This window comes from Flexibacter flexilis DSM 6793 (assembly GCF_900112255.1).
In the GTDB taxonomy this organism is placed as follows: Bacteria; Bacteroidota; Bacteroidia; order Cytophagales; family Flexibacteraceae; genus Flexibacter; species Flexibacter flexilis.
In genome coordinates this window covers 184,654-204,027 of the sequence record NZ_FOLE01000003.1, presented here as the reverse complement: position 1 = coordinate 204,027, position 19,374 = coordinate 184,654, and the positions used below count along the sequence as shown (strand labels likewise).

Annotated in this window: 19 protein-coding genes; 6 read left to right on the top strand and 13 right to left on the bottom strand. The window is 41.3% G+C overall.

The window, feature by feature from the left end; genetic code table 11:
* Positions 1 to 367 precede the first annotated feature (367 nt).
* The 3 genes from BM090_RS07260 to BM090_RS07250 form a co-directional block, all read right to left on the bottom strand.
* The gene (locus tag BM090_RS07260; RefSeq protein WP_317040732.1) at positions 368 to 1,294 is read right to left on the bottom strand and encodes an ROK family protein; all 927 of its coding nucleotides are present in this window, start codon (positions 1,292 to 1,294) and stop codon (positions 368 to 370) included.
* Between the two features lie 153 nt (positions 1,295 to 1,447).
* Positions 1,448 to 1,927, bottom strand: a complete 480-nt coding sequence (locus BM090_RS07255) for a DUF6495 family protein (RefSeq protein ID WP_091510013.1) — start codon at positions 1,925 to 1,927, stop codon at positions 1,448 to 1,450.
* Between the two features lie 23 nt (positions 1,928 to 1,950).
* Positions 1,951 to 3,126 carry a hypothetical protein gene (locus BM090_RS07250; protein ID WP_091510010.1) on the bottom strand — a complete coding sequence of 392 codons (1,176 nt, stop codon included), beginning with the start codon at positions 3,124 to 3,126 and terminating at the stop codon, positions 1,951 to 1,953.
* 211 nt (positions 3,127 to 3,337) lie between these two features.
* On the opposite strand from BM090_RS07250, the gene BM090_RS07245 reads away from it, so the two are divergent.
* From BM090_RS07245 to BM090_RS07220, 6 genes are read left to right on the top strand one after another with little or no spacing between them, the layout of a single operon-like run.
* On the top strand, positions 3,338 to 4,390 hold the full coding sequence (locus BM090_RS07245; protein ID WP_091510007.1) for a class II aldolase/adducin family protein: 1,053 nt from the start codon (positions 3,338 to 3,340) through the stop codon (positions 4,388 to 4,390).
* A 9-nt stretch (positions 4,391 to 4,399) separates the two neighbouring features.
* A complete protein-coding gene (locus BM090_RS07240) occupies positions 4,400 to 5,185 on the top strand; it encodes a glycosyltransferase family 2 protein (RefSeq protein ID WP_091510005.1) in 786 nt (261 codons plus the stop codon).
* Positions 5,186 to 5,224: 39 nt separating this feature from the next.
* Positions 5,225 to 5,983, top strand: a complete 759-nt coding sequence (locus BM090_RS07235; protein ID WP_091510002.1) for a glycosyltransferase family 2 protein — start codon at positions 5,225 to 5,227, stop codon at positions 5,981 to 5,983.
* Positions 5,984 to 5,987: 4 nt separating this feature from the next.
* A complete protein-coding gene (locus BM090_RS07230; RefSeq protein ID WP_091509998.1) occupies positions 5,988 to 7,739 on the top strand; it encodes a hypothetical protein in 1,752 nt (583 codons plus the stop codon).
* Positions 7,739 to 8,392 (top strand): HAD family hydrolase, encoded by a 654-nt coding sequence (locus BM090_RS07225; protein WP_091509995.1) that lies wholly within the window; start codon positions 7,739 to 7,741, stop codon positions 8,390 to 8,392. The genes BM090_RS07230 and BM090_RS07225 overlap by 1 nt, the downstream gene beginning before the upstream one ends.
* A gap of 1 nt (position 8,393) precedes the next feature.
* Complete coding sequence (locus BM090_RS07220) at positions 8,394 to 10,922, top strand: GtrA family protein (protein WP_091509991.1); 2,529 nt, start codon at positions 8,394 to 8,396, stop codon at positions 10,920 to 10,922.
* A gap of 26 nt (positions 10,923 to 10,948) precedes the next feature.
* On the opposite strand, the gene BM090_RS07215 is transcribed toward BM090_RS07220, so the two are convergent.
* The 10 genes from BM090_RS07215 to BM090_RS07170 form a co-directional block, all read right to left on the bottom strand.
* On the bottom strand, positions 10,949 to 11,533 hold the full coding sequence (locus BM090_RS07215) for a PI-PLC domain-containing protein (RefSeq protein WP_091509987.1): 585 nt from the start codon (positions 11,531 to 11,533) through the stop codon (positions 10,949 to 10,951).
* A 29-nt stretch (positions 11,534 to 11,562) separates the two neighbouring features.
* Positions 11,563 to 12,288: a glycosyltransferase family 2 protein gene (locus BM090_RS07210; protein ID WP_091509984.1), complete on the bottom strand. Its 726-nt coding sequence runs from the start codon at positions 12,286 to 12,288 to the stop codon at positions 11,563 to 11,565.
* 118 nt (positions 12,289 to 12,406) lie between these two features.
* Positions 12,407 to 13,642 carry a diaminopimelate decarboxylase gene (gene lysA, locus BM090_RS07205; RefSeq protein WP_091509981.1) on the bottom strand — a complete coding sequence of 412 codons (1,236 nt, stop codon included), beginning with the start codon at positions 13,640 to 13,642 and terminating at the stop codon, positions 12,407 to 12,409.
* Positions 13,643 to 13,762: 120 nt separating this feature from the next.
* On the bottom strand, positions 13,763 to 14,659 hold the full coding sequence (gene atpG / locus BM090_RS07200; RefSeq protein ID WP_091509977.1) for an ATP synthase F1 subunit gamma: 897 nt from the start codon (positions 14,657 to 14,659) through the stop codon (positions 13,763 to 13,765).
* 73 nt (positions 14,660 to 14,732) lie between these two features.
* Positions 14,733 to 16,307 (bottom strand): F0F1 ATP synthase subunit alpha, encoded by a 1,575-nt coding sequence (atpA, locus tag BM090_RS07195; RefSeq protein WP_091509974.1) that lies wholly within the window; start codon positions 16,305 to 16,307, stop codon positions 14,733 to 14,735.
* A gap of 75 nt (positions 16,308 to 16,382) precedes the next feature.
* A complete protein-coding gene (gene atpH / locus BM090_RS07190) occupies positions 16,383 to 16,943 on the bottom strand; it encodes an ATP synthase F1 subunit delta (RefSeq protein WP_091509971.1) in 561 nt (186 codons plus the stop codon).
* 40 nt (positions 16,944 to 16,983) lie between these two features.
* A complete protein-coding gene (locus tag BM090_RS07185) occupies positions 16,984 to 17,481 on the bottom strand; it encodes a F0F1 ATP synthase subunit B (RefSeq protein WP_091509968.1) in 498 nt (165 codons plus the stop codon).
* A gap of 120 nt (positions 17,482 to 17,601) precedes the next feature.
* On the bottom strand, positions 17,602 to 17,847 hold the full coding sequence (gene atpE / locus BM090_RS07180) for an ATP synthase F0 subunit C (RefSeq protein ID WP_091509965.1): 246 nt from the start codon (positions 17,845 to 17,847) through the stop codon (positions 17,602 to 17,604).
* Positions 17,848 to 17,918: 71 nt separating this feature from the next.
* Positions 17,919 to 18,974 (bottom strand): F0F1 ATP synthase subunit A, encoded by a 1,056-nt coding sequence (gene atpB / locus BM090_RS07175; protein ID WP_091509961.1) that lies wholly within the window; start codon positions 18,972 to 18,974, stop codon positions 17,919 to 17,921.
* A gap of 15 nt (positions 18,975 to 18,989) precedes the next feature.
* Positions 18,990 to 19,361: a hypothetical protein gene (locus BM090_RS07170; RefSeq protein ID WP_091509958.1), complete on the bottom strand. Its 372-nt coding sequence runs from the start codon at positions 19,359 to 19,361 to the stop codon at positions 18,990 to 18,992.
* Between the last annotated feature and the right edge of the window lie 13 nt (positions 19,362 to 19,374).

Genomic DNA, 19,374 nt, shown 5'->3' with positions numbered 1-19,374 from the left:
TAGAAAAAACGACAACGCACACGTTTGAGAAGACTACATAAAAAAGAAAACGCCAGATAAATATCTGGCGTTTTACTTACTGTTTTACTAAACCTAACTCATAAGCACTTATTTAAACCTATTATTAAGTTTACCTTCATGAAAAATATACTTTTACCAACTATCTTAATAGGATGTTGTACAAAGATAAAAAAGAAAAAACGAAATAAGCAATACGATATTTGTGTTATTTCAAAAAAATCAAAATAAAAATTGTCTTTATGCGTTTATTCGCCAAATAAGATATTACAAAGTCGTATAAAAACAATACAGGCACAAAGAATTCTTTGTGCCTGTATATGAGATAGTTATAAATATATTTTTTGTGCTATTTTTCAAAACAAAGCGATGCCGCTCCCAGCAAACCTGCATCGTTTCCGAGTGTGGCACGCGTCAAAGAAAGTTTGTTGGTGTAATATGGAGGTAAGTATTCATGAATCACTTTTTCAATACCTGGCTTTACAAACTCAAAACTTGCCGACAAACCACCGCCAATTACGATGTCTGTAATGTCCATGATGCGAATAAGCGAAACCAATCCTTCGCCCAAAATTTCTCCCACTTCAAAGAAAACTTGCTGCGAAAACTCATCTTTATTTTCGGCAGAAACCACCAGTTTTGTCGCCGAAACAGGTTGGTCGCGCGGGATAAGCGTTTCTTTCGGATAGCTCGGCAGCTTTTCGGTGGCAAGGCGAATAATGCCTTGTTTGCCTACGTTGTGTTCCAGCCAAGAGCCACGCGAAGGAATATGCCCCAGTTCAAGGCCGTTGCCGTCACCACCCGTAAAGATTTTGCGTTCGATAACCGCTGCGCTACCGATACCCGTGCCCATCGTAACAAAAGCAAACGTATCTGGCAAAGTGCCATTATGCGCAAAAAGCAATTCGCCTAAAGCGGCAGCATTGGCATCATTCTCCAAAATAAATTCACATTGTGGTAGTGCTTCTGTGAGGCGTTGGAGTAATGGTACATTGTCAAGTTCGGGGATGGCGGGAATAATCAGTGGCGTAGAACGGTCTTTGGAAAGCATGCCTGGCAGCCCGATTCCCACACGGGTAGTTTCTTTGTGGGAAATAAGTCTGAATTGTATGGTATCTATCAGACGGCCAACAAAATCGCCTGTGGCACGCCATTCTGCGGTCGGATAGCTTTGGAAATCGTGGATTACTCCAGCTCTGTCCACAAATCCCATTTTAACATGATTTCCTCCTATATCAATGCCTAAGTATTGTTCTGTGTTCATTATTGGTTTCATTGGTTATTGTTGGATTTATTGAGTAAATAGGGGATAAAATTAGCGAACAACAATGAAAAGGCAAGTTAATTTTTCTGACTTTATTTTTTAAAGCCTAAAACATTACTCACATAACATTTTGCCAAATTTTATGCAACCGTGTGCGTAAATCTGTTATTTTATTTGGTTAATTCGTTGGAAAGCCTCAAAAAGTTTGGCATCGGTAATCAAAAAGCCCGTTTCTAGCATCAAGAAAATATCTTCTTCCCGACTTTGTGTATAAGGCTTTTCGGACATAAAATAATTAGCTTTAGTAGTCGTCTTTTCTGCTATTAAATCCTGTAAATCAGATGTTTCTGTGAGATTTATTACAGAATCTGGCGCAATGCTCAAACCTGCCAAAACCATCTTGTCGGGCAGGCACTGAATCACTTGTACAGACTTTGGACGACGCAGTTCGATATGCTGCACGCGCTGCAAAGCCCCCTCCAAAACCATCTCGCTGAACTGCTCTATTAGCACCAACATTCGAGGCGTATCATTTTCTTTAATATTTATCCACAGTGGCGGATCTATGCCACTTACAGCCAAAAAATGGACAAATTCTTTCTCCAAATGCCGTAACTCCTCGTTACTTAGGATACGATATTTCATAAATAATTATTATTGTTATACAATTAACGAATAGCGGGACAACGGCTAAAAGGCTTGTTTTCGTCGAATAGTTTGCGGTACGTGATATGCGTTTTATATACGTGCGAGTCTATATCTTTGACTACTTTTACCATTTTGGGATTAAAGTCGCCTATCCAGTTCATCTCTAGTGTTTTGTAGCGATAATTCGGCACGTGCGCAAAGCGGCGATAATATTCCATCAAAGCACTTTCCACGCCTTTGCCTTGCTGCTCTGGAGCTACGCCAAACGCCACGCCAAACACTTTATCTACTTTGCGTTTGTACCACAAAAATTTGAGCAAATGCAAAGGGTTTTTCTGGTTAAAATGGCCGTTGAAATGCTTAAAAACTTGGTTCATTTCGGGAAGCATAATAAAAAAAGCCACAGGTTGCCCTTGAAAGTAGATGAACAAAATCAATTTCTCGTCCAAAATTGGCTTGATTTGCTTCATAATGTTCATGGCTTGCGCCTTTGGCATTTCGCGCACACCCGCGTGTTTTGCCCAAGCCTTGTTGTAAATAATACGGAAATCTTCGGCGTATTTTTCCATATTGTTACGATGCAAATAATCGAACGTATAATCAGGATTATCCATGATGCGTTGCGCCTTTTCCTTCATTTTTTCGGGGGCAGCCTCCGCAATTACGCGCCTAAACGTAAATTGTTGGAAATAATCTTGAAAGCCATAAGCCTCAAATAATCCTTTGTAATACAGGTGGTTATAAGGCATACAGTAGTTTGGTTCTTCAAAACCATCTACCAAAAGTCCCCACCATTTATCGCGGTCGCCGAAGTTAATCGGGCCGTCCATTGCTTCCATGCCTTGTTCTACGAGCCATTGTTTGCAAGTATCAAACAGCAAATACGCGGCGGCTTTGTCGTTGATACATTCAAAAAAACCCATGCCGCCAGTCGGTTGCTCGTTGTTTTTGTTGGCAGCGCGTTTGTCCACAAAAGCGGCTACACGGCCAATGGTTTGGCCTTTGTCGTCTTGCAAAATCCAACGCACACATGAGCCATGCGCAAAATATTTATTGGTTTTGGGGTTAAAAACCGCCTCAATGTCTTTGTCGAGCGGACGAATCCATTTGGGTTCGTTTTTGTATAGGCGCACAGGCAACTGCAAAAATTCTTGCACAAGTGCGGTGTTATCGTTGGTTACGAGTTGTATTTTCATCTCGGTTGGAGTTGGAAAAAGACATGACTTAAAGGCGCAAAGCTAAAAAAATTAGGGTAAAGCAAATACGACCAGTACAAAGAGCGTAACACTATTTAACAGACAGCACAATCCGCACCGACAAAAGCATAATCCTTATTGTATATTGGGATTATAAAACATAATATTGCAGACAACTTTATTATTTAAAGTCATTTTTCTATTTGTTTCGATGAGTACAAACACATTCCAATCATTTTTGGCGGCATCGCGTTTGTTGGGCAGCAAATCGGATTTGGTGCAAGGCGGCGGCGGCAATACAAGTTTCAAAATCAATGAAGAACTAATGGCCATCAAAGCCTCTGGTTTTTTGCTGTCCGAGATGACAGAATCGCAGGCTTATACAATGGTCAATTATAAGCCTGTAATTCAATTGTTTAATGATTCTATTAACGAGAATCCGACCAAAGAGCAAGAAGATATTACTTCCAAATTTGTGGGCGAATGTGTGGACAAATCAGGCAATTATCCCGTGCTAAGGCCAAGTATGGAAACTGGATTTCATGCCGTTTTGGAAAAAGTAGTGTATCACACGCACAGTGTTTATAGTAATTTGGTGAATTGCGCCCAAGATTGCGAGTCGCTTTTGTCCCAAATATTCGAAAATACAGCCATTCGGCCTATTTACATTCCGTATGCAAACCCAGGTTTTGGTTTGAGTCAATCTATCCTGAAAGCAAAAAATGATTTTATTGAAAAAAATGGCTGTGTGCCATCTGTTTTTTTCTTGCAAAATCATGGTTTGGTTACTACGGGTGACGAAGTAGCAAGTACTTTGGCGTTAGATGAGCAAGTAAACGATATATTGAAAAAATATTTTGACATCAATCTGCCCTACCCTCGCCCAGCCGTAACCCACAAGGAAAACAAACTTTTTGAAAGCCAAAACGCGGAGTTGGCTCAGTGGCTCAGTGCTTTGCACGTCAGCGACGCAGCCTTTTTTGAACAAGTGCTTTTCCCCGACCAAGTCGTATTTTTTTCTGGGAATATCGCCATCAGGTCTGCACCAAATCCAGACAAAAAAATAAATATTCATAGCGAAAACTTCGGTGTTACTTATCTGGTGGAAACGCTCAAAGAAGCCATTACTTTAGAAGAAACGCTATTGGCGTATTTGTTTTTGAGAAGCCATATCAGTGCTCCTAATTTTATTGGCCAAACCCAAGCCAACTACATCAACAACATGGAAAGTGAAGCCTATCGCAGAGCTTTACTCAAAAAATAATCAAAAGTTATGCAAATAATAATTCCTCTTTCGGGCGAAGGCTCACGATTTGTAAGAGCTGGTTATAAGGACATTAAACCACTAATACCCGTACACGGGAAGCCTATTATCGAATGGGTTTGTAATCTGTTTCCCAACGAAGATAATTTTCTGTTTGTGGTGCGCGAAGAGCACGTAAATACAACGCCCGTGGTGGAAACACTCCAACGCCTCAAACCAACAGCCCAAATCAGGACGGTAAAAGGCGAGAAATCGGGGCCTGCGGGTTCTATCGTCAAAGTATTAGATGCTATCGACGACAACGAGCCGTGCATCGTGAGCTACTGCGATTATTTCCAAGATTGGGATTATGAAGATTTCAAAAAAACGGTGCTGGCCGATGGCTGCGAAGGTGCAATTCCTTGTTACACAGGATTTCATCCGCATTTGTTGCCTGCCATCAACCTATACGCGAGTTGCAAAACGGACGAAAACGGCTATCTGACCGAAATCCGTGAAAAGTTTGCGTGGAATGCCGATAAGAAATTGGACAAGCACTCTTCGGGAATGTATTATTTTAAAAGTGGAGCTTTACTCAAAAAATATTATCAGCAGCAAATCGCCGAAGATGTAAACCTAAACGGTGAATATTATGCGAGCTTAACCTATAATTTGTTGGTGAGAGATGGGCTTAAAGTATTGGTTTACGATAAAATTCCGCATTTCTGCCAATGGGGAACGCCGCAAGATTTGGAAGAATACAACTATTGGAGCGAAATATTTGAAAGCCTTGCCCTCAAACCTCAAGGCCACTAAGCCGTAAAGCATCTTTTATTTAAGACAAAAATACCCAGTATGATAGCATTAATCCCAATGGCGGGCGAAGGTTCGCGCTACAAACAAGAAGGATATACCACACCAAAGCCACTTATTGAGGTGATGGGCGTGCCAATGGTGGTGCGTGCCGCGCAGAGTTTGCCCAAAGCAGACCATTATATTTTTGTTTGCAGAGACTTTCATATAACTGAATATCAGATAGATAAAGAATTAAAAAAGTGGTTTCCAAACTCCACCGTTATTGCGATAGATTACCTAACCGAAGGACAAGCCTCTACTTGTTTGTTGGCCAAAGAATACATCAACAACGACGAACCGTTGGTAATTGGCGCAAGCGATAACGGCATGATTTGGGAAGAAACGGCCTTTGCCAAAACCTTTGAAGCCTCCGACGCACAAGTTTGGACATTTCGGCATAACGTAACGGTTGTTCCCAAACCCGAACAATACGGCTGGGTAGCTGTGGATAATGAACAGAACGCTACCAAAGTGAGTGTAAAAATTCCGATTAGCGATAATCCACTCCAAGACCACGCTGTAATTGGGGCTTTTTCATTCAAAAAAGGCAGCGATTTTGTGAAAGCAGCCGAAAGCATGATAGCCAAAAATCGCCGCATCAAAGGGGAGTTTTATGTAGATGAACTCATGAACGAGCTCATCGAAAGCGGACAAAAAGTAAAGGCTTTTGAGGCGGACAAATACATTTGTTGGGGCACACCCGACGACTTGCGCACATTCCAATACTGGGAAGGATTTTTTGCTAAACTAAAAAAGTAAAACAATGAACGCATTAAAAGCTACAGTAATTTTCTTATCAGTATTGGTTCTGTCTTTGGGGCTATACATTCGTGTTTGGTCTTGGAAGCACCACTTTACACACTGCGACGATTTGCTTGTAGCAACTTATATGTACGTCAATACCGCACCAGCAGAAATGGAAGCGCATCTGCTCAACGGCACAAAACCCAAAGAAGAAAACTGGGTTTATAACAAACTTCGTCATGCCCATAAAATTCCTGTGGCAGGGCGATTCGTTGGCTCTATCATAAAGGCTTATTCGGATGCAGAAACTATCATGCAAGGCTCATCGTATGCTCCTTTACAGTTCATTGGGTCTTCTTATCTCATTCGTGCCGCAGACCGCCACAGCTACCAATCTGTATTAGAAAATGGGCGTTTTATTCCGTTTGTATTGAGTGCAATAGGAGTTTTACTTTCGTTTATTGTTTGTTATAAAATCAATCCGAGCCAAACACAAACAGATAAATTGATAACTGGCGCGTTGGGAGCTGCACTTACTGCTTTTGCTTGGGAAAATATTATTTATGCAGGGCAAATGAGTTCGTATGCCATAGGTCCTTGTTTTTTTGCGGCGGCTCTCTGGTTTTTTATTGCGGAGCGCAAATGGGACATCAAATACTATCTGATACTGGGTTTTATACTTTCGGTTTGTTTGCTGGGGCAGTATCAATTTTTGGTAATAATACCCTCCTTTTTTGTTGGCTCTTTGGTAAGTTGGTATATCAACAACAAAACACAATTTAGGCAGCAAATTATCAAAGCACTGCTATATCCGCTGGCGGCGTTTATTTTTATTGTACCAGTGGTTTATAAAGTTCTGATTCTTACGCTAAAAGATAAGATAGATAATAATTGGGCTGTAAAATGGAATGCAGGCCCCAATCATGAATTTTTGTTTGGCCTGCCTGCTGGTGGTTTGGGCGAAAAAATTGGCTACGCATTTACTTTTTTTGGTAAAAATACTTGGTATATCGTCGAGTCGCTGACGGCCAGCACTACGCCAGAGGGTTTTTATACGCACTTTATTACGGCTATTGTTTTGGGTTTGTGTTTCTTCGGTTTATACACAGCCATAAAAACACAAGACAAAAAAATGCTGGGCTTTTGGGCTTTGTTTGTTTGTATAATGGGAACATGGGTAGTGCTTTCTGTTCTACAAAAAATCACTTATAGCCCTACACGCCATTCACTTATCTTGCAACCGTTATTTGTGGTCGGCGCAGTGGATGGCCTCATCAAACTATTGTCTATTATCAAAAATGATTTGGTAAAACAATATTTACCCATTGGCTTTGTAGCTTTGCACTTGGTTTTATTTGGGGTGTATATGGTTCAAAATCAGCAAGAAAGAACGGAAGCCTTTGATGCACCCAAAATATTAGCACTTTTAGAAAAACATCAAGTAAAAGATGTAGTAACGCGACTTTATACATATAACTTGGAAATTTTAGGTTGGAAGCGTTGCGAAAGCACTGAAGACTTGGAAAAAACGAACAGTAACAAGTTGCCTACTATATTTGGTTTTCTGTCCACACGCACCCCGCTCAAGCAGTGGGAAGAGGCAACGCCTCATGACAAAGAAGTAGTAGCACAAGCGGAAGTGCTGGAGAAAATAGAAGTTTATTCATCTACACAAGTGGAATATCTACCCTTAACCAGCAACGGCAAAAACGAGGTATTTTTCTATGTTTTACGTTTGCCATCAACTCAAAATCAATTAACCCAACAATAATGCGTCATCATCATTTGGCTGCCTTTTTAAGTATTAACCCCCAAGAATTTGCGGGAATTTTGTTAGACCTCGACGATACGCTTTACAGCTACCAACCCGCGCACGAAGCGGGACAAGCCGCCATGTTAGCGTTTTTGGCCAAGCAAACAGGCGCGTCCGAAATTGAGGTTTCGCAACAGTTATCGGCTTCGCGGCAACTGGTACACCATCGGTTACACGGACAAGCCGCCTCACATTCACGACTGCTGTATGCACAAGGAGCAATCGAAAAACTGACAGGCAAAAGCAATCCCGCATTAGTGCTGGAGGCCGAAGAAATTTACTGGGCTACGTTTTTAGATACGGCTATCGTATTTGAAGAAGCGATTGTTTTTCTTGAAAAATGCAAACAAAGTGGCGTGCCCGTTTGCTTAATAACCGACCTGACGGCACAAATCCAATTGCGTAAACTGACACATTGGAATCTTGCGCCTTATATTTCCTTTGTTGTGAGCTCAGAGGAGGCAGGTGTAGAAAAACCACACCCACATATATTTGAATTAGCATTGGCCAAACTAAAGATTTTGCCGCAACAGGCCTTAATGATTGGCGACTCCGAGAAAAAAGACATCGCTGGCGCGAAAGTATTGGGTATTTCAACACAACAAATTTAATATGAACCTCAAAAGTCCTATTATCCAACAAATATTGCGGTTTGCAGTAGTCGGTGGCTTTAGTACAGCCGTCAATTACAGTACGTTTTATGCACTGCTCCAATTGCTGGATATAAATTATTTGGCGGCTTCGGCTACTGGCTTTTTGGTTGGGGTTGTTGTGGGATATTTTTTTAATAAAAAATGGACATTCAATGCCGAAACAGCGTCCAAAAATGATTGGTGGAAATACGCCACCGTCTATTTGTGTTCGCTGATTTGTGGGCTTGTGTTCTTGTACATCGTCGTGGACAAAATCGGAGTGTATAAACCCTTGGGCAATTTACTTTCCATTATTCTCACTACGATTATAAACTTTATCGGAACGCGATTCTGGGTATTTAATAATGCCCAACACAACACTTTATCCCAACGTCTTAAATTTTTGGTTTACGACCAACGTGGTTTTTTTCGCTATACCGTCCTGATGTCTCCTATTTTTCTGATAGGGTTTCTCATCAAATTGGTATTGGCTTCTACGCTGGCTTCCAATTACTTGGTAGATTTGTTTGCCCCATTTGTAAACTATTATGTATCAAGTGGTTTCCAAAATCCTTACGACTATTTTGTAGCACAAGGCAGCACCAATGCGTTTCCGTATCCGCCGCTAATGCTTTATATTTTGAGCATACCGCGTGTATTGTTGTCACCTTTTTGGTCGGGGAACTACAACGAAGTGGGGCATTTGGCTATTTTGGCGTATCGTTTGCCGCTATTGGCCGCCGACACCGTCATTTTATACATTTTAAGCCAATGGCTCAAACGTTCACACGTACAATTGCTTTGGTGGTATTGGCTCAATCCCGTACTCATTTACATTAGTTATGTGCACGGGCAATTGGACTCTTTGCCGATTGCGCTACTTTTCATCTCGTTGTACACGCTTTTTAGAGAACGCGTAATCATTTCGGCTATCTTTTTGGGGCTTTCCATTGCCACCAAATTTAATATGGTGCTGGTTGTGCCTTTTTACTGCTTGTATCTTTATCGGCAAAATGATAACATCATCAAAACAAGCTATTATGCCGCTATTATAGCCGCTACGGTTATTGTGCTTAATCTGCCTTTTGCTTTCAGCGCAGGCTTCTGGAAAATGGTTTATGCCAACACCGAACAAGCCAAAATATTTGATGTATCTTATCCTTTTGGGCCCAACTTGGTGCTTTATGCTGTGCCTGCGGCATTGTTGATAGTATTGGTGCGTAGCCTTACCATGAAGACATTTAGCCGCGACGTTTTTATTATGTTCTTGGCTTTTGCCTTCGGGGTAATATTATTTTTTGTGCCACCGATGCAAGGCTGGCATTATTGGTCTATTCCTTTCTTCATTTATTATTATCTGAAAGAAGACGAAGCTCCCAAAATTGTTTTTGGACTATTTATCGCCTCCTATCTGCTGTATTTCTTTGTGCAACCACAGTCGGATTATGTACAAGTATTTCAGTTAATCAATAACCATAGCAGCAACAGCAGTAATTTTTATGGATTTATGGACAAAACAGGTTTGCCTGCACCCAAAATCCTGTATATGTCTTTCACAGTGCTACAAACATTACTGGCTGTCAATGTGTTATGGATTTATCAGAAAGGACTAAAACGTAACATGGAATACAAATTGCGCACAATGCCATTTTTGTTGGGCATTGGTGGCGACTCTGGGTCGGGCAAAAGCAGCCTGACACAAGCCATTGGCGAGGTGCTTGACCTGAAAAATGTAACCATTGTACGCGGCGACGATATGCACAAATGGGAACGTGGCCACGACAAATGGCAAGAATATACGCATCTTAACCCGCAGGCCAATCATTTGCAGTCGGACGTATATGATTTGGGGCAGCTCGTACAAGGCAACAAAGTACAACGCCGACACTACGACCACAACAAAGGGACGTTTACCTTGCCGCTATTTATCAAACCGGCCAAACTTGTCATTTTTGAAGGATTGCATACTTTTTATCTGAAAGAATCGAGAGACCGCTACGACCTGAAAATATTCGTGCAGCCCGAAGAGGCCTTGCGCGTACATTGGAAAGTGCGCCGCGACATGAAAAAACGCGGTTATTCGCGCGAAAAAGTATTGACTCAACTCAAACAACGCGAAGAAGACAGCAAGAAATTTATCCAAACCCAAGCCATTTATGCCGATATTATTGTGAGTTTCAGCAGTCGCGTGCCGTTGCCAGAACCTGGTATAGAAGGTGTAGAACCAGATTTGGAGTTGAATTTCATTTGCAATAATCACATAAATCTGGACAATGTGATTAATGAAATTGGGGAGTTGGAAAGCCTTGAAGTTCGGGTACATTACGACGAACACAACCGCCAACATATCAGTTTTTATGGCCAAGCAGACCGCAATGCACTAATGGCCATACTCTACGAGCATATACCTGACTTCGAGGAAGTAAATTGGCGACTGCCACAGATTCGCGATGGTTATTCGGGCATTATGCAAGTGCTAATCACTTACGCCATTTTCCAGAAACGGTAAGGGGCGTAAGTGATTAGGTTCACTTTTTACCAAAGTTCTGGCTTTTTGGTACAAACAGCATCTATTTCTAAGCCATCCAATTGCTTTTTGAACGTTTCTATCCATTCCAAAGGATGTGCTTGCAACTCAGGGCTTACCAAACAAATCTTAAAACCAGCGTCTTTGAGTTGCTTGTACGTGTGGCTATCCAGCGGCAAATGGCTGAAACAATCCACCCAAACCCATTCTATTTTCCCCGCAAAAGCCAACGCCAATTCGATGGGTTCGTATTCTGAATAGCGAATGGCTATTTTGCTTTCACCTTTTTTCATGTATTTGATAAGAAAAGGCAAGCTCAAATCCAAGAAAAAGTAGTTTGTAACATTGTACTTTTGAAGCAAACGCAATACTTCTTCTTCAATTCCTTCCGTTTTTACATTCAAAATCATCGTGCCAGTTTGGTGATATTCTTTGAGGTAATCTTCAAAATGAAGGTCACCAGCTCGTAAGGCATCGTGGTGAAGTACCAAGTCTTTACCTTCGTATCTCAAATCCAGTTCCACGCCCAAAGACTTGTCTGTGAGTGCTTTAAGTTGCTCAATGGTATTGATGCGGTGCGCTATTTTATGCATTTTATTGATAGAAAAAGTCTTGAACCCTTTTATTTTTGTTTTAATTCTTTACTCAATTGCAGCATATATGCCCACGTGCGCTTCATGAGTTTAATTTTGGTTTTGAAAGAGCCGCCGCCTTTGGCTTCGCCGTGTATTCGTTTGTTAAAATAAACGGGAACGGTTTCGATAGCTCCATATTTTTTGGCACAATACAACGCATACAAATCCAGCGAAAAATCCAACGGCGCATTTTGCTTCATAAATTTATCGTAAAACTCACGGCTAAACAGCTTGGGTTGGGCGTTGATGTCGTGCAAAGGAACAGCCAACAAAACACTGGCCAATACCTGCATACCCCACGTAAAAAACGCATCGGCAAAATTGCGTTTCAGGCGCGTACCTTTTACCAAAAGCATTTTGTTATTTGCTTTTTCGTATTTGCGAAAAGCCGCCAAAACGTCCATTGGGTCGGTTTGCATATCGGCGTGCGTCCAAGACAACACGGGAGCGGTTGCCTCTTTCAGCCCCGACAATATCCCGAAACCATAACCCTGATTCACTGCCACATCTACTACACGTATTTGCTTGAATGGCGTTTTGGAGAGTTCTTGCTCAAACACATCTTTGCTATTGTCTTTGCTACCATTATTGACCAACAAAATTTCTATTTCGGGAAGTTGGGTGAGTAATTCTTCTAATTTATTGAAAATCAAAGGAATATTTCCCGATTCATTATAACACGGTATTACCAAAGAAAGGCTTGCTTTGCTCATTTTGATTACAAATAATAATATTTTTCTTAGTCAAAAAATCAATATTAGGCACACCAAATGTATAGAAGCCTCATCTAAAAGCAAAATGAAGTTCTCTTAATATTGGTTTAGAATATGGCTATACCTGAAAATCTACTTGCGTGCGCAACAAATCGTCCAGCACCTCGCGACGGCGAATCAAATGTGCCTTGCCTTTATAAATCAGCACTTCGGCAGGGCGCAAACGTGAGTTATAATTAGAACTCATACTAAAGCCATACGCACCCGCATTCAAAAACGCAATAACATCGCCTTCGCGCACTTCCGAAAGTTTGCGGTCGTAGCCAAACGTATCCGTTTCGCAGATGTAACCCACCACCGTGTAAATGCGTTTTGCGCCTTCGGGGTTAGAGATATTGACAATTTCGTGGTACGCATCGTACATCATCGGGCGAATAAGGTGATTCAAACCTGTATCCACACCCACAAACACGGACGAAGGCGTAGTTTTCACCACATTGGCATTGGCCAACAAATAGCCGCATTCGCTTACCAAATATTTACCTGGTTCAAACCAAATTTCCAGTTCGCGGCCATATTCCGCACAAAAGCGTTTGAAAGCCTGTGTCATTTTCTGACCTAATTCCATCACATCTGTTACGTGGTCGCCTTCTTTGTAAGCCACTTTAAAACCACTTCCAAAGTCAATAAAACGCAAATCTGGGAAATCCGTAGCCGCATCAAACACCAACTCCGCACCTTGCAAAAACACATCAGAATTCAAAAATTCCGAACCCGTATGAATGTGCAACCCTTCTACCCTGATGTTGCTGCTACGCACGACACGCGCCACGTGTTTCATTTGCAAAATAGAAATGCCGAATTTGGAATCAATATGTCCCGTCTGGATTTTGGCATTGCCACCCGCCACAATGTGCGGATTGATGCGAATACAGCACGGAACGGAACTTTCATAAGCGTTCCCGAACTGTTCCAGAATCGAAATATTATCTATATTAATGGTAAGTCCCAAGGCCACAGCCTCTTGTATTTCTTTAAAAGACACGCTATTAGGCGTATAAAGAATTTGCGAAGGAGCAAAACCCGCCTGCAAACCCAATTGGGCTTCTTCGATAGAAACAACATCTAATTCTACGCCATTTTTATTCATTAGCTTCAAAATCGCCTGATTGGTGAGGGCTTTTGCCGCGTATTTGATGCGATGCTTTAGGCCACCAAAAGCCGTGTGCAGGCTCTGTACCTGCCTTTCGATAATGTCGGCATCATAAACATAAAGCGGCGTGCCGTACTCTTGGGCTAAAGCCTCTAAGGATAAGCCCTGAATTTGGTAAGGGCCTTGTTGGGAAAATTGCATAGTAGTATTATTTGTTCGGGGAAAAGATAATGAAAGGGTATAAAACAAAAATTGCCTCATCAGAATCAGACGAGGCAATTTGGCAGAATAATCGAAATGTGTTATTTAAACTATCAAGTCTTATGATGCTTTTAGAGCCTCTGCACCACCCACGATTTCCAAGATTTCCTTAGTAATAGCCGCCTGACGTGTACGGTTATACGTGAGCTTCAATTGCTTGAGCAACTCTCCAGCATTTTCAGTAGCCTTATCCATAGCAGTCATACGCGCACCATTTTCAGAGGCGTTAGACTCCAACGTAGCTTTGTAGAATTGAATCTTCAAAGACGTAGGGATAAGTTCGTTTATGATATATTCTACTGATGGTTCAAAAATATAATCAACGCTTGCGCTACCAGCTTTAGCTGTTGCATCAACGTTAGAGGCTGTTTCTACGATTGGCAAAAACTGCTCTTCACGGATAATTTGCGTAGCCACGTTTTTAAATTCGTTGTAGATAAGCACGACTTTGTCATATTTACCAGAAGCAAATCCGCCCATGGCAAATTCAGCCGCTTTGCGTACAGTATCAAAGTTTAGGCTTGCAAAACTACCCACAAAGTCAGGGATACAGTTAAAGCCTCTACGCGACATAAGTTCGTAGCCTTTTTTACCAACACACAATATTTCTACATTAGCTCTGTCCACGTGTGCGTATTCGCCCGCCAACAACGCTATTGCCGATTTTACGACGTTCGCATTAAAAGCACCGCACAAACCTCTGTCCGAAGTAACAAGTACCAACAGGAGTTTGTTTACGGGTCTTTGTTGCGCAAACTGATTTTCTACTGAGCCTTCTACGCTACCTGACACATTCGACAAAACCGCAGAGAGTTTTTGCGAATAGGGGCGCATTTGCATAATAGCATCTTGCGCACGGCGCAACTTAGCCGCAGCCACCATTTTCATGGCTTTGGTAATTTGCTGTGTCGAGGTTACGGATTGTATTCTGCTTCTGACTTCCTTTAAGCTAGGCATATTGGCTTCAATTAGTTAATAAAAGCAAAGTAACTCATTACAAGCTACTTTGCTTTTATCTATGATGAGAAAATTAGTACACTTTAGACAAATCTTGAGCTACTTGGCGCAACACGTCTGTTTGCTCTTTGTCGAGCTTACCAGCACGCAACGCATCAAGCGTACCTCTGTGTTGAGCAGAAAGAACTTCCGCAAATTTTTTCTCAAATTCTCTCACTTTGTTTACTGGCACTTTGTCCAACAAACCGTTTGTAGAAAGATAAATAATCGCTACTTGTTGCTCTACAGAAACAGGTGAGAATTGAGATTGCTTCAAGATTTCAAGGTTACGACGACCGCGTTCGATAGTCAATTTCGTAGAAGCATCAAGGTCAGAACCAAACTTAGCAAACGCTTCCAATTCACGGAATTGCGCTTGGTCAAGTTTCAACGTACCAGCTACTTTTTTCATTGACTTGATTTGAGCCGAACCACCTACGCGAGATACCGAAATACCTACGTTAATCGCAGGACGGATACCTGAGTTGAACAAGTTTGTTTCCAAGAATATCTGACCGTCAGTAATCGAAATTACGTTAGTTGGGATATAAGCCGAAACGTCACCTGCTTGTGTTTCGATGATTGGAAGAGCCGTAAGCGAACCGCCACCTTTTACGATTGGGCGAAGGCTTTCTGGCAAATCGTTCATTTGTTGTGCGATGCTGTCCGAAGCGTTGATTTTCGCAGCACGCTCAAGCAATCTGCTGTGCAAATAGAATACGTCACCAGGATACGCTTCGCGGCCTGGAGGACGACGCAACAACAAAGACACTTCGCGGTAAGCTACCGCTTGTTTCGACAAATCGTCATATACTACCAAAGCAGGACGACCGCTGTCGCGGAAGAACTCGCCGATAGCTGCACCCGTAAACGGCGCGAAGAATTGCATTGGAGCTGGGTCAGCCGCAGAAGCTGCTACAACCACCGTATAAGCCATTGCACCACCTTTTTCAAGTGCGTTCACTACTTGAGCGATAGTACTTGCTTTCTGACCTACGGCCACGTAGATACAGAATACAGGTTGGCCTTTTTCAAAAAATTCTTTTTGGTTGATAATCGCGTCAATCGCAACGGCAGTTTTACCCGTTTGACGGTCACCGATGATAAGTTCGCGTTGGCCACGACCGATAGGAATCATCGCGTCAATCGCTTTGATACCAGTCTGTAAAGGTTCGTTTACAGGCTGACGATAAATTACACCTGGAGCTTTACGTTCCAAAGGCATTTCATATAGCTCGCCACTGATAGGACCTTTGCCGTCGATTGGGTTACCCAATGTATCAACAACACGTCCGCACATACCGTTACCCACTTTGATAGAAGCGATTTTACGAGTACGTTTTACAGTATCACCTTCTTTTACACCACTATAATCACCGAAAAGTACGGTACCTACATTGTCTTCTTCAAGGTTAAGCACCATGCCTTTCAAACCATTAGAAAACTCGAGCAACTCGCCCGATTGTGCTTTAGAAAGTCCATAAATACGGGCTACACCATCACCAATTTGAAGGACGGTACCCACTTCTTCAAGTTCTGCTTCAGTCTTGAAACCAGCTAACTGCTCTCTGATAATCGCAGAAACCTCGTCAGGTCTTACATCTACCATAATATATTGAGGAGAAAAAGATTATTTTTTTGAATATACAAAAGTTAAAATTATAGCAAGAGCCCAAACTCTTTACTAAATCAAATGCTCATACGATTTGTCAAGCATTTGTACTTTCAAGCCAGCAAGTTTAGACTTCACTGACTCATCTATTTGCAAATCGCCGATATTAAGCACATAACCACCAATAAGGGAAGTATCTACTTTTTCGGTAAGCTGAACTTTGCTGCTGCCTGTTTTTTGAGAAACTAATTTCTCAAAATTGGTACGAAGCTCTGGCGTAAGCGCAAAAGGAGTAACTATTTGCGCAATCTTAATGCCTTGACTTTCTGCGTATTGACTTTCAAATTGTTTGGCAATAAGAGGAAGGAACGACTCTCTATTTTTACGAGAAAGTACCTCAAAAATAGCAAGGGTGAGTTTATGTACCTTACCGAAAAAAACAGCCTTTAATATTGCTTGTTTTTTGGCATTCTGAATAATGGGGCTGCTGATAGCCATAGCCAAATCACGATTTTGTTGAACAGTTTTCGTGAATAGCTGCATATCGCGGTTTACCTCCTCAAGCGCACCTTGTTCTTGTGCTAACTCCAGTAAGGATTTTGCATATCTGGAAGCGACTCTTATATCTGACATTTTGTATGCTTTTTAGAAAAATTTAACGAAAGAACTGTTATTAGTTCTTTTTGTCCATATCACGCAAATAGCCTTCTACTAAGCTCTTTTGAGCAGAAGCGTCAGCCAATTCTTTGCGCAATACTTTTTCTGCCATTTCGATAGAAAGAGAAGCTACATAATTTTTGATGTCGGCCAAAGCTGCTGCTTTTTCGTTGTTGATAGCCAAACGAGCATTTTCCAACAAACGAGTTGCTTCTTCATTCGCTTTGTCTTTTGCTTCGATTACGATAGCAGTTGCAGTTGTTTCTGCTTCGCGCAAAACGCGGTCGCGCTCAATACGAGCTTCTTGCAAAAGTTTTTCGTTATTGGCTTGTAATGCTTGCATTTCAGAACGTGCAGCATCTGCAGCTTTCAAAGCACTTTCAATCGTTTCTTCGCGCTCTTTAAGTGTGTTAAGGATTGGTTTCCATGCCACTTTAGACAAAACAACCAAAACAATAATAAAAGTAAGGGCTTGCCAAAATATCAGACCTAAGCCGGGGGTTACTAAATCCATAATCTATCTAATAGTTTGAGGTTTTGTTTTATACGATGTCAATAATTTTGTTTAACAGGGGGTGTTGAAAAACTAAGTCCTGTGTCTAGAACTTGCGTTGCGCGACACAGGACTTTGCCATTATTTAAGGGCGATAAGCAAACAAACTACCACACCGAAAAGAGATACACCCTCGATGAAAGCAGCTGTAAGAACTACTGCACCTTGAATTTTACCAGCTGCTTCTGGTTGGCGAGCGATTGATTCCGCTGCGCTGCTACCAATACGACCGATACCCAAACCTGCGCCTAACGCTACAAGACCAGCACCGATACCAGCACCTGCAAGACCTAAAGTACTTGTTACTTCTAATAATGTATTCAACATGATACTTGAAATTTATAAATATAGTTAAACAAAAATTACAATAAATGCACAATCAAATGATTTTCAGTGAATTAATGATGGCCGCCATGACCTTCTTCGTGATGATGCTCTTCTACGGCACTACCCAAATACATTGAGCTAAGAAGCGTAAATACGTAAGCCTGAACAAAAGCAACCAGCAATTCCATGAACGACATAAGCACTACGAAAATACTACTCACCGCGCCGACTGTATAGCTTTGGAATATGAAAATCAAGCCAAGCAAACTCAAGATGATAATGTGACCCGCCGTGATGTTGGCAAACAAACGAATCATCAATGAGAATGGCTTAGTAAAAATACCAATGAACTCAATAACAGGCATCAAAGGTACAGGGATCTTTAACCACCAAGGTACACCAGGTGTATTGAATATGTGTCCCCAATATGATTTGTTACCGTTAATGGTTGTTAGAATAAAAGTAAAAACGGCCAATACAAATGTAACAGAGATGTTACCTGTAAGGTTAGCTCCACCTGGCATCAATCCCAAAAGGTTATTAAACCAAATAAAGAAAAATACTGTAAGAAGGTACGGAAGGAATTTTTCGTGCTTTGCACCAATATTTGGCTTAGCAATTTCGTCGCGAACAAATACAATAATCGGTTCAAACGCAGACTGAATACCTTTTGGTGCACCTTTAGGGTTTTTCTTGTAGCCAGCCGAAACAGTTGTAAATACTACCAATAATAAGATAGCACTAATGAACAAAGACGCTACGTTTTTTGTTATCGAAAAATCTTTGAAACTTCTACCGCTTAAAGACTCGATATGGTCGTGTTCGTTAAGTTTGTAGTCATCAAAAGTATGCGTATCATTATGAAAATTACCTGATGAAAATACTTCCAAACCTTTATCTGACGAATACAAAATAACAGGAAGCGGCAATGTTATATGTGTATGACCTATCGTAGCAAAATGCCATTCGTGAGAATCGGCTACGTGATGTAAAATTAAACTTCCTGGATTAAATTTTTCTTCTCCATGCTCTTCGTTCGCAAAAACGTTTGAAATTGAGAACAGACTCAGTATGGCCAATAGACAGATTTTTGTAAGATATTTACGAGTAAAATTAATGTTTTTCATAGATAAACTTTGGCTTCACGAATTTTGGCGCAAGTTATGTAAAAAAGATTTAATTTCAACAAGCGCATACAACAAATAGAGAAAAAGAAAGTTTGCAGTACCGACAACGATTGCACTGCGCGGCTCTGTACCGAAAAGCAAATACAAGGTAAGCAAACCAACCGAGACAAAAAGCCGCGTAAACATCCCCCCCAAATAAAACAAATAGGCTTGGTCTGAGAAGTGTTTGAGGCCATATTCAACTATAAAATGTACTAAAATAGCTATCAGAAAGAAATATCCGTGCATATACCATATATAGCGATGCAACAACGCACCTCCTTCGATTTGTCCTATTGCTAATGTAAGACCAACCGCAATAGCGAATGTGATAAAAATTGCTTTCACTCGATTATTTTTT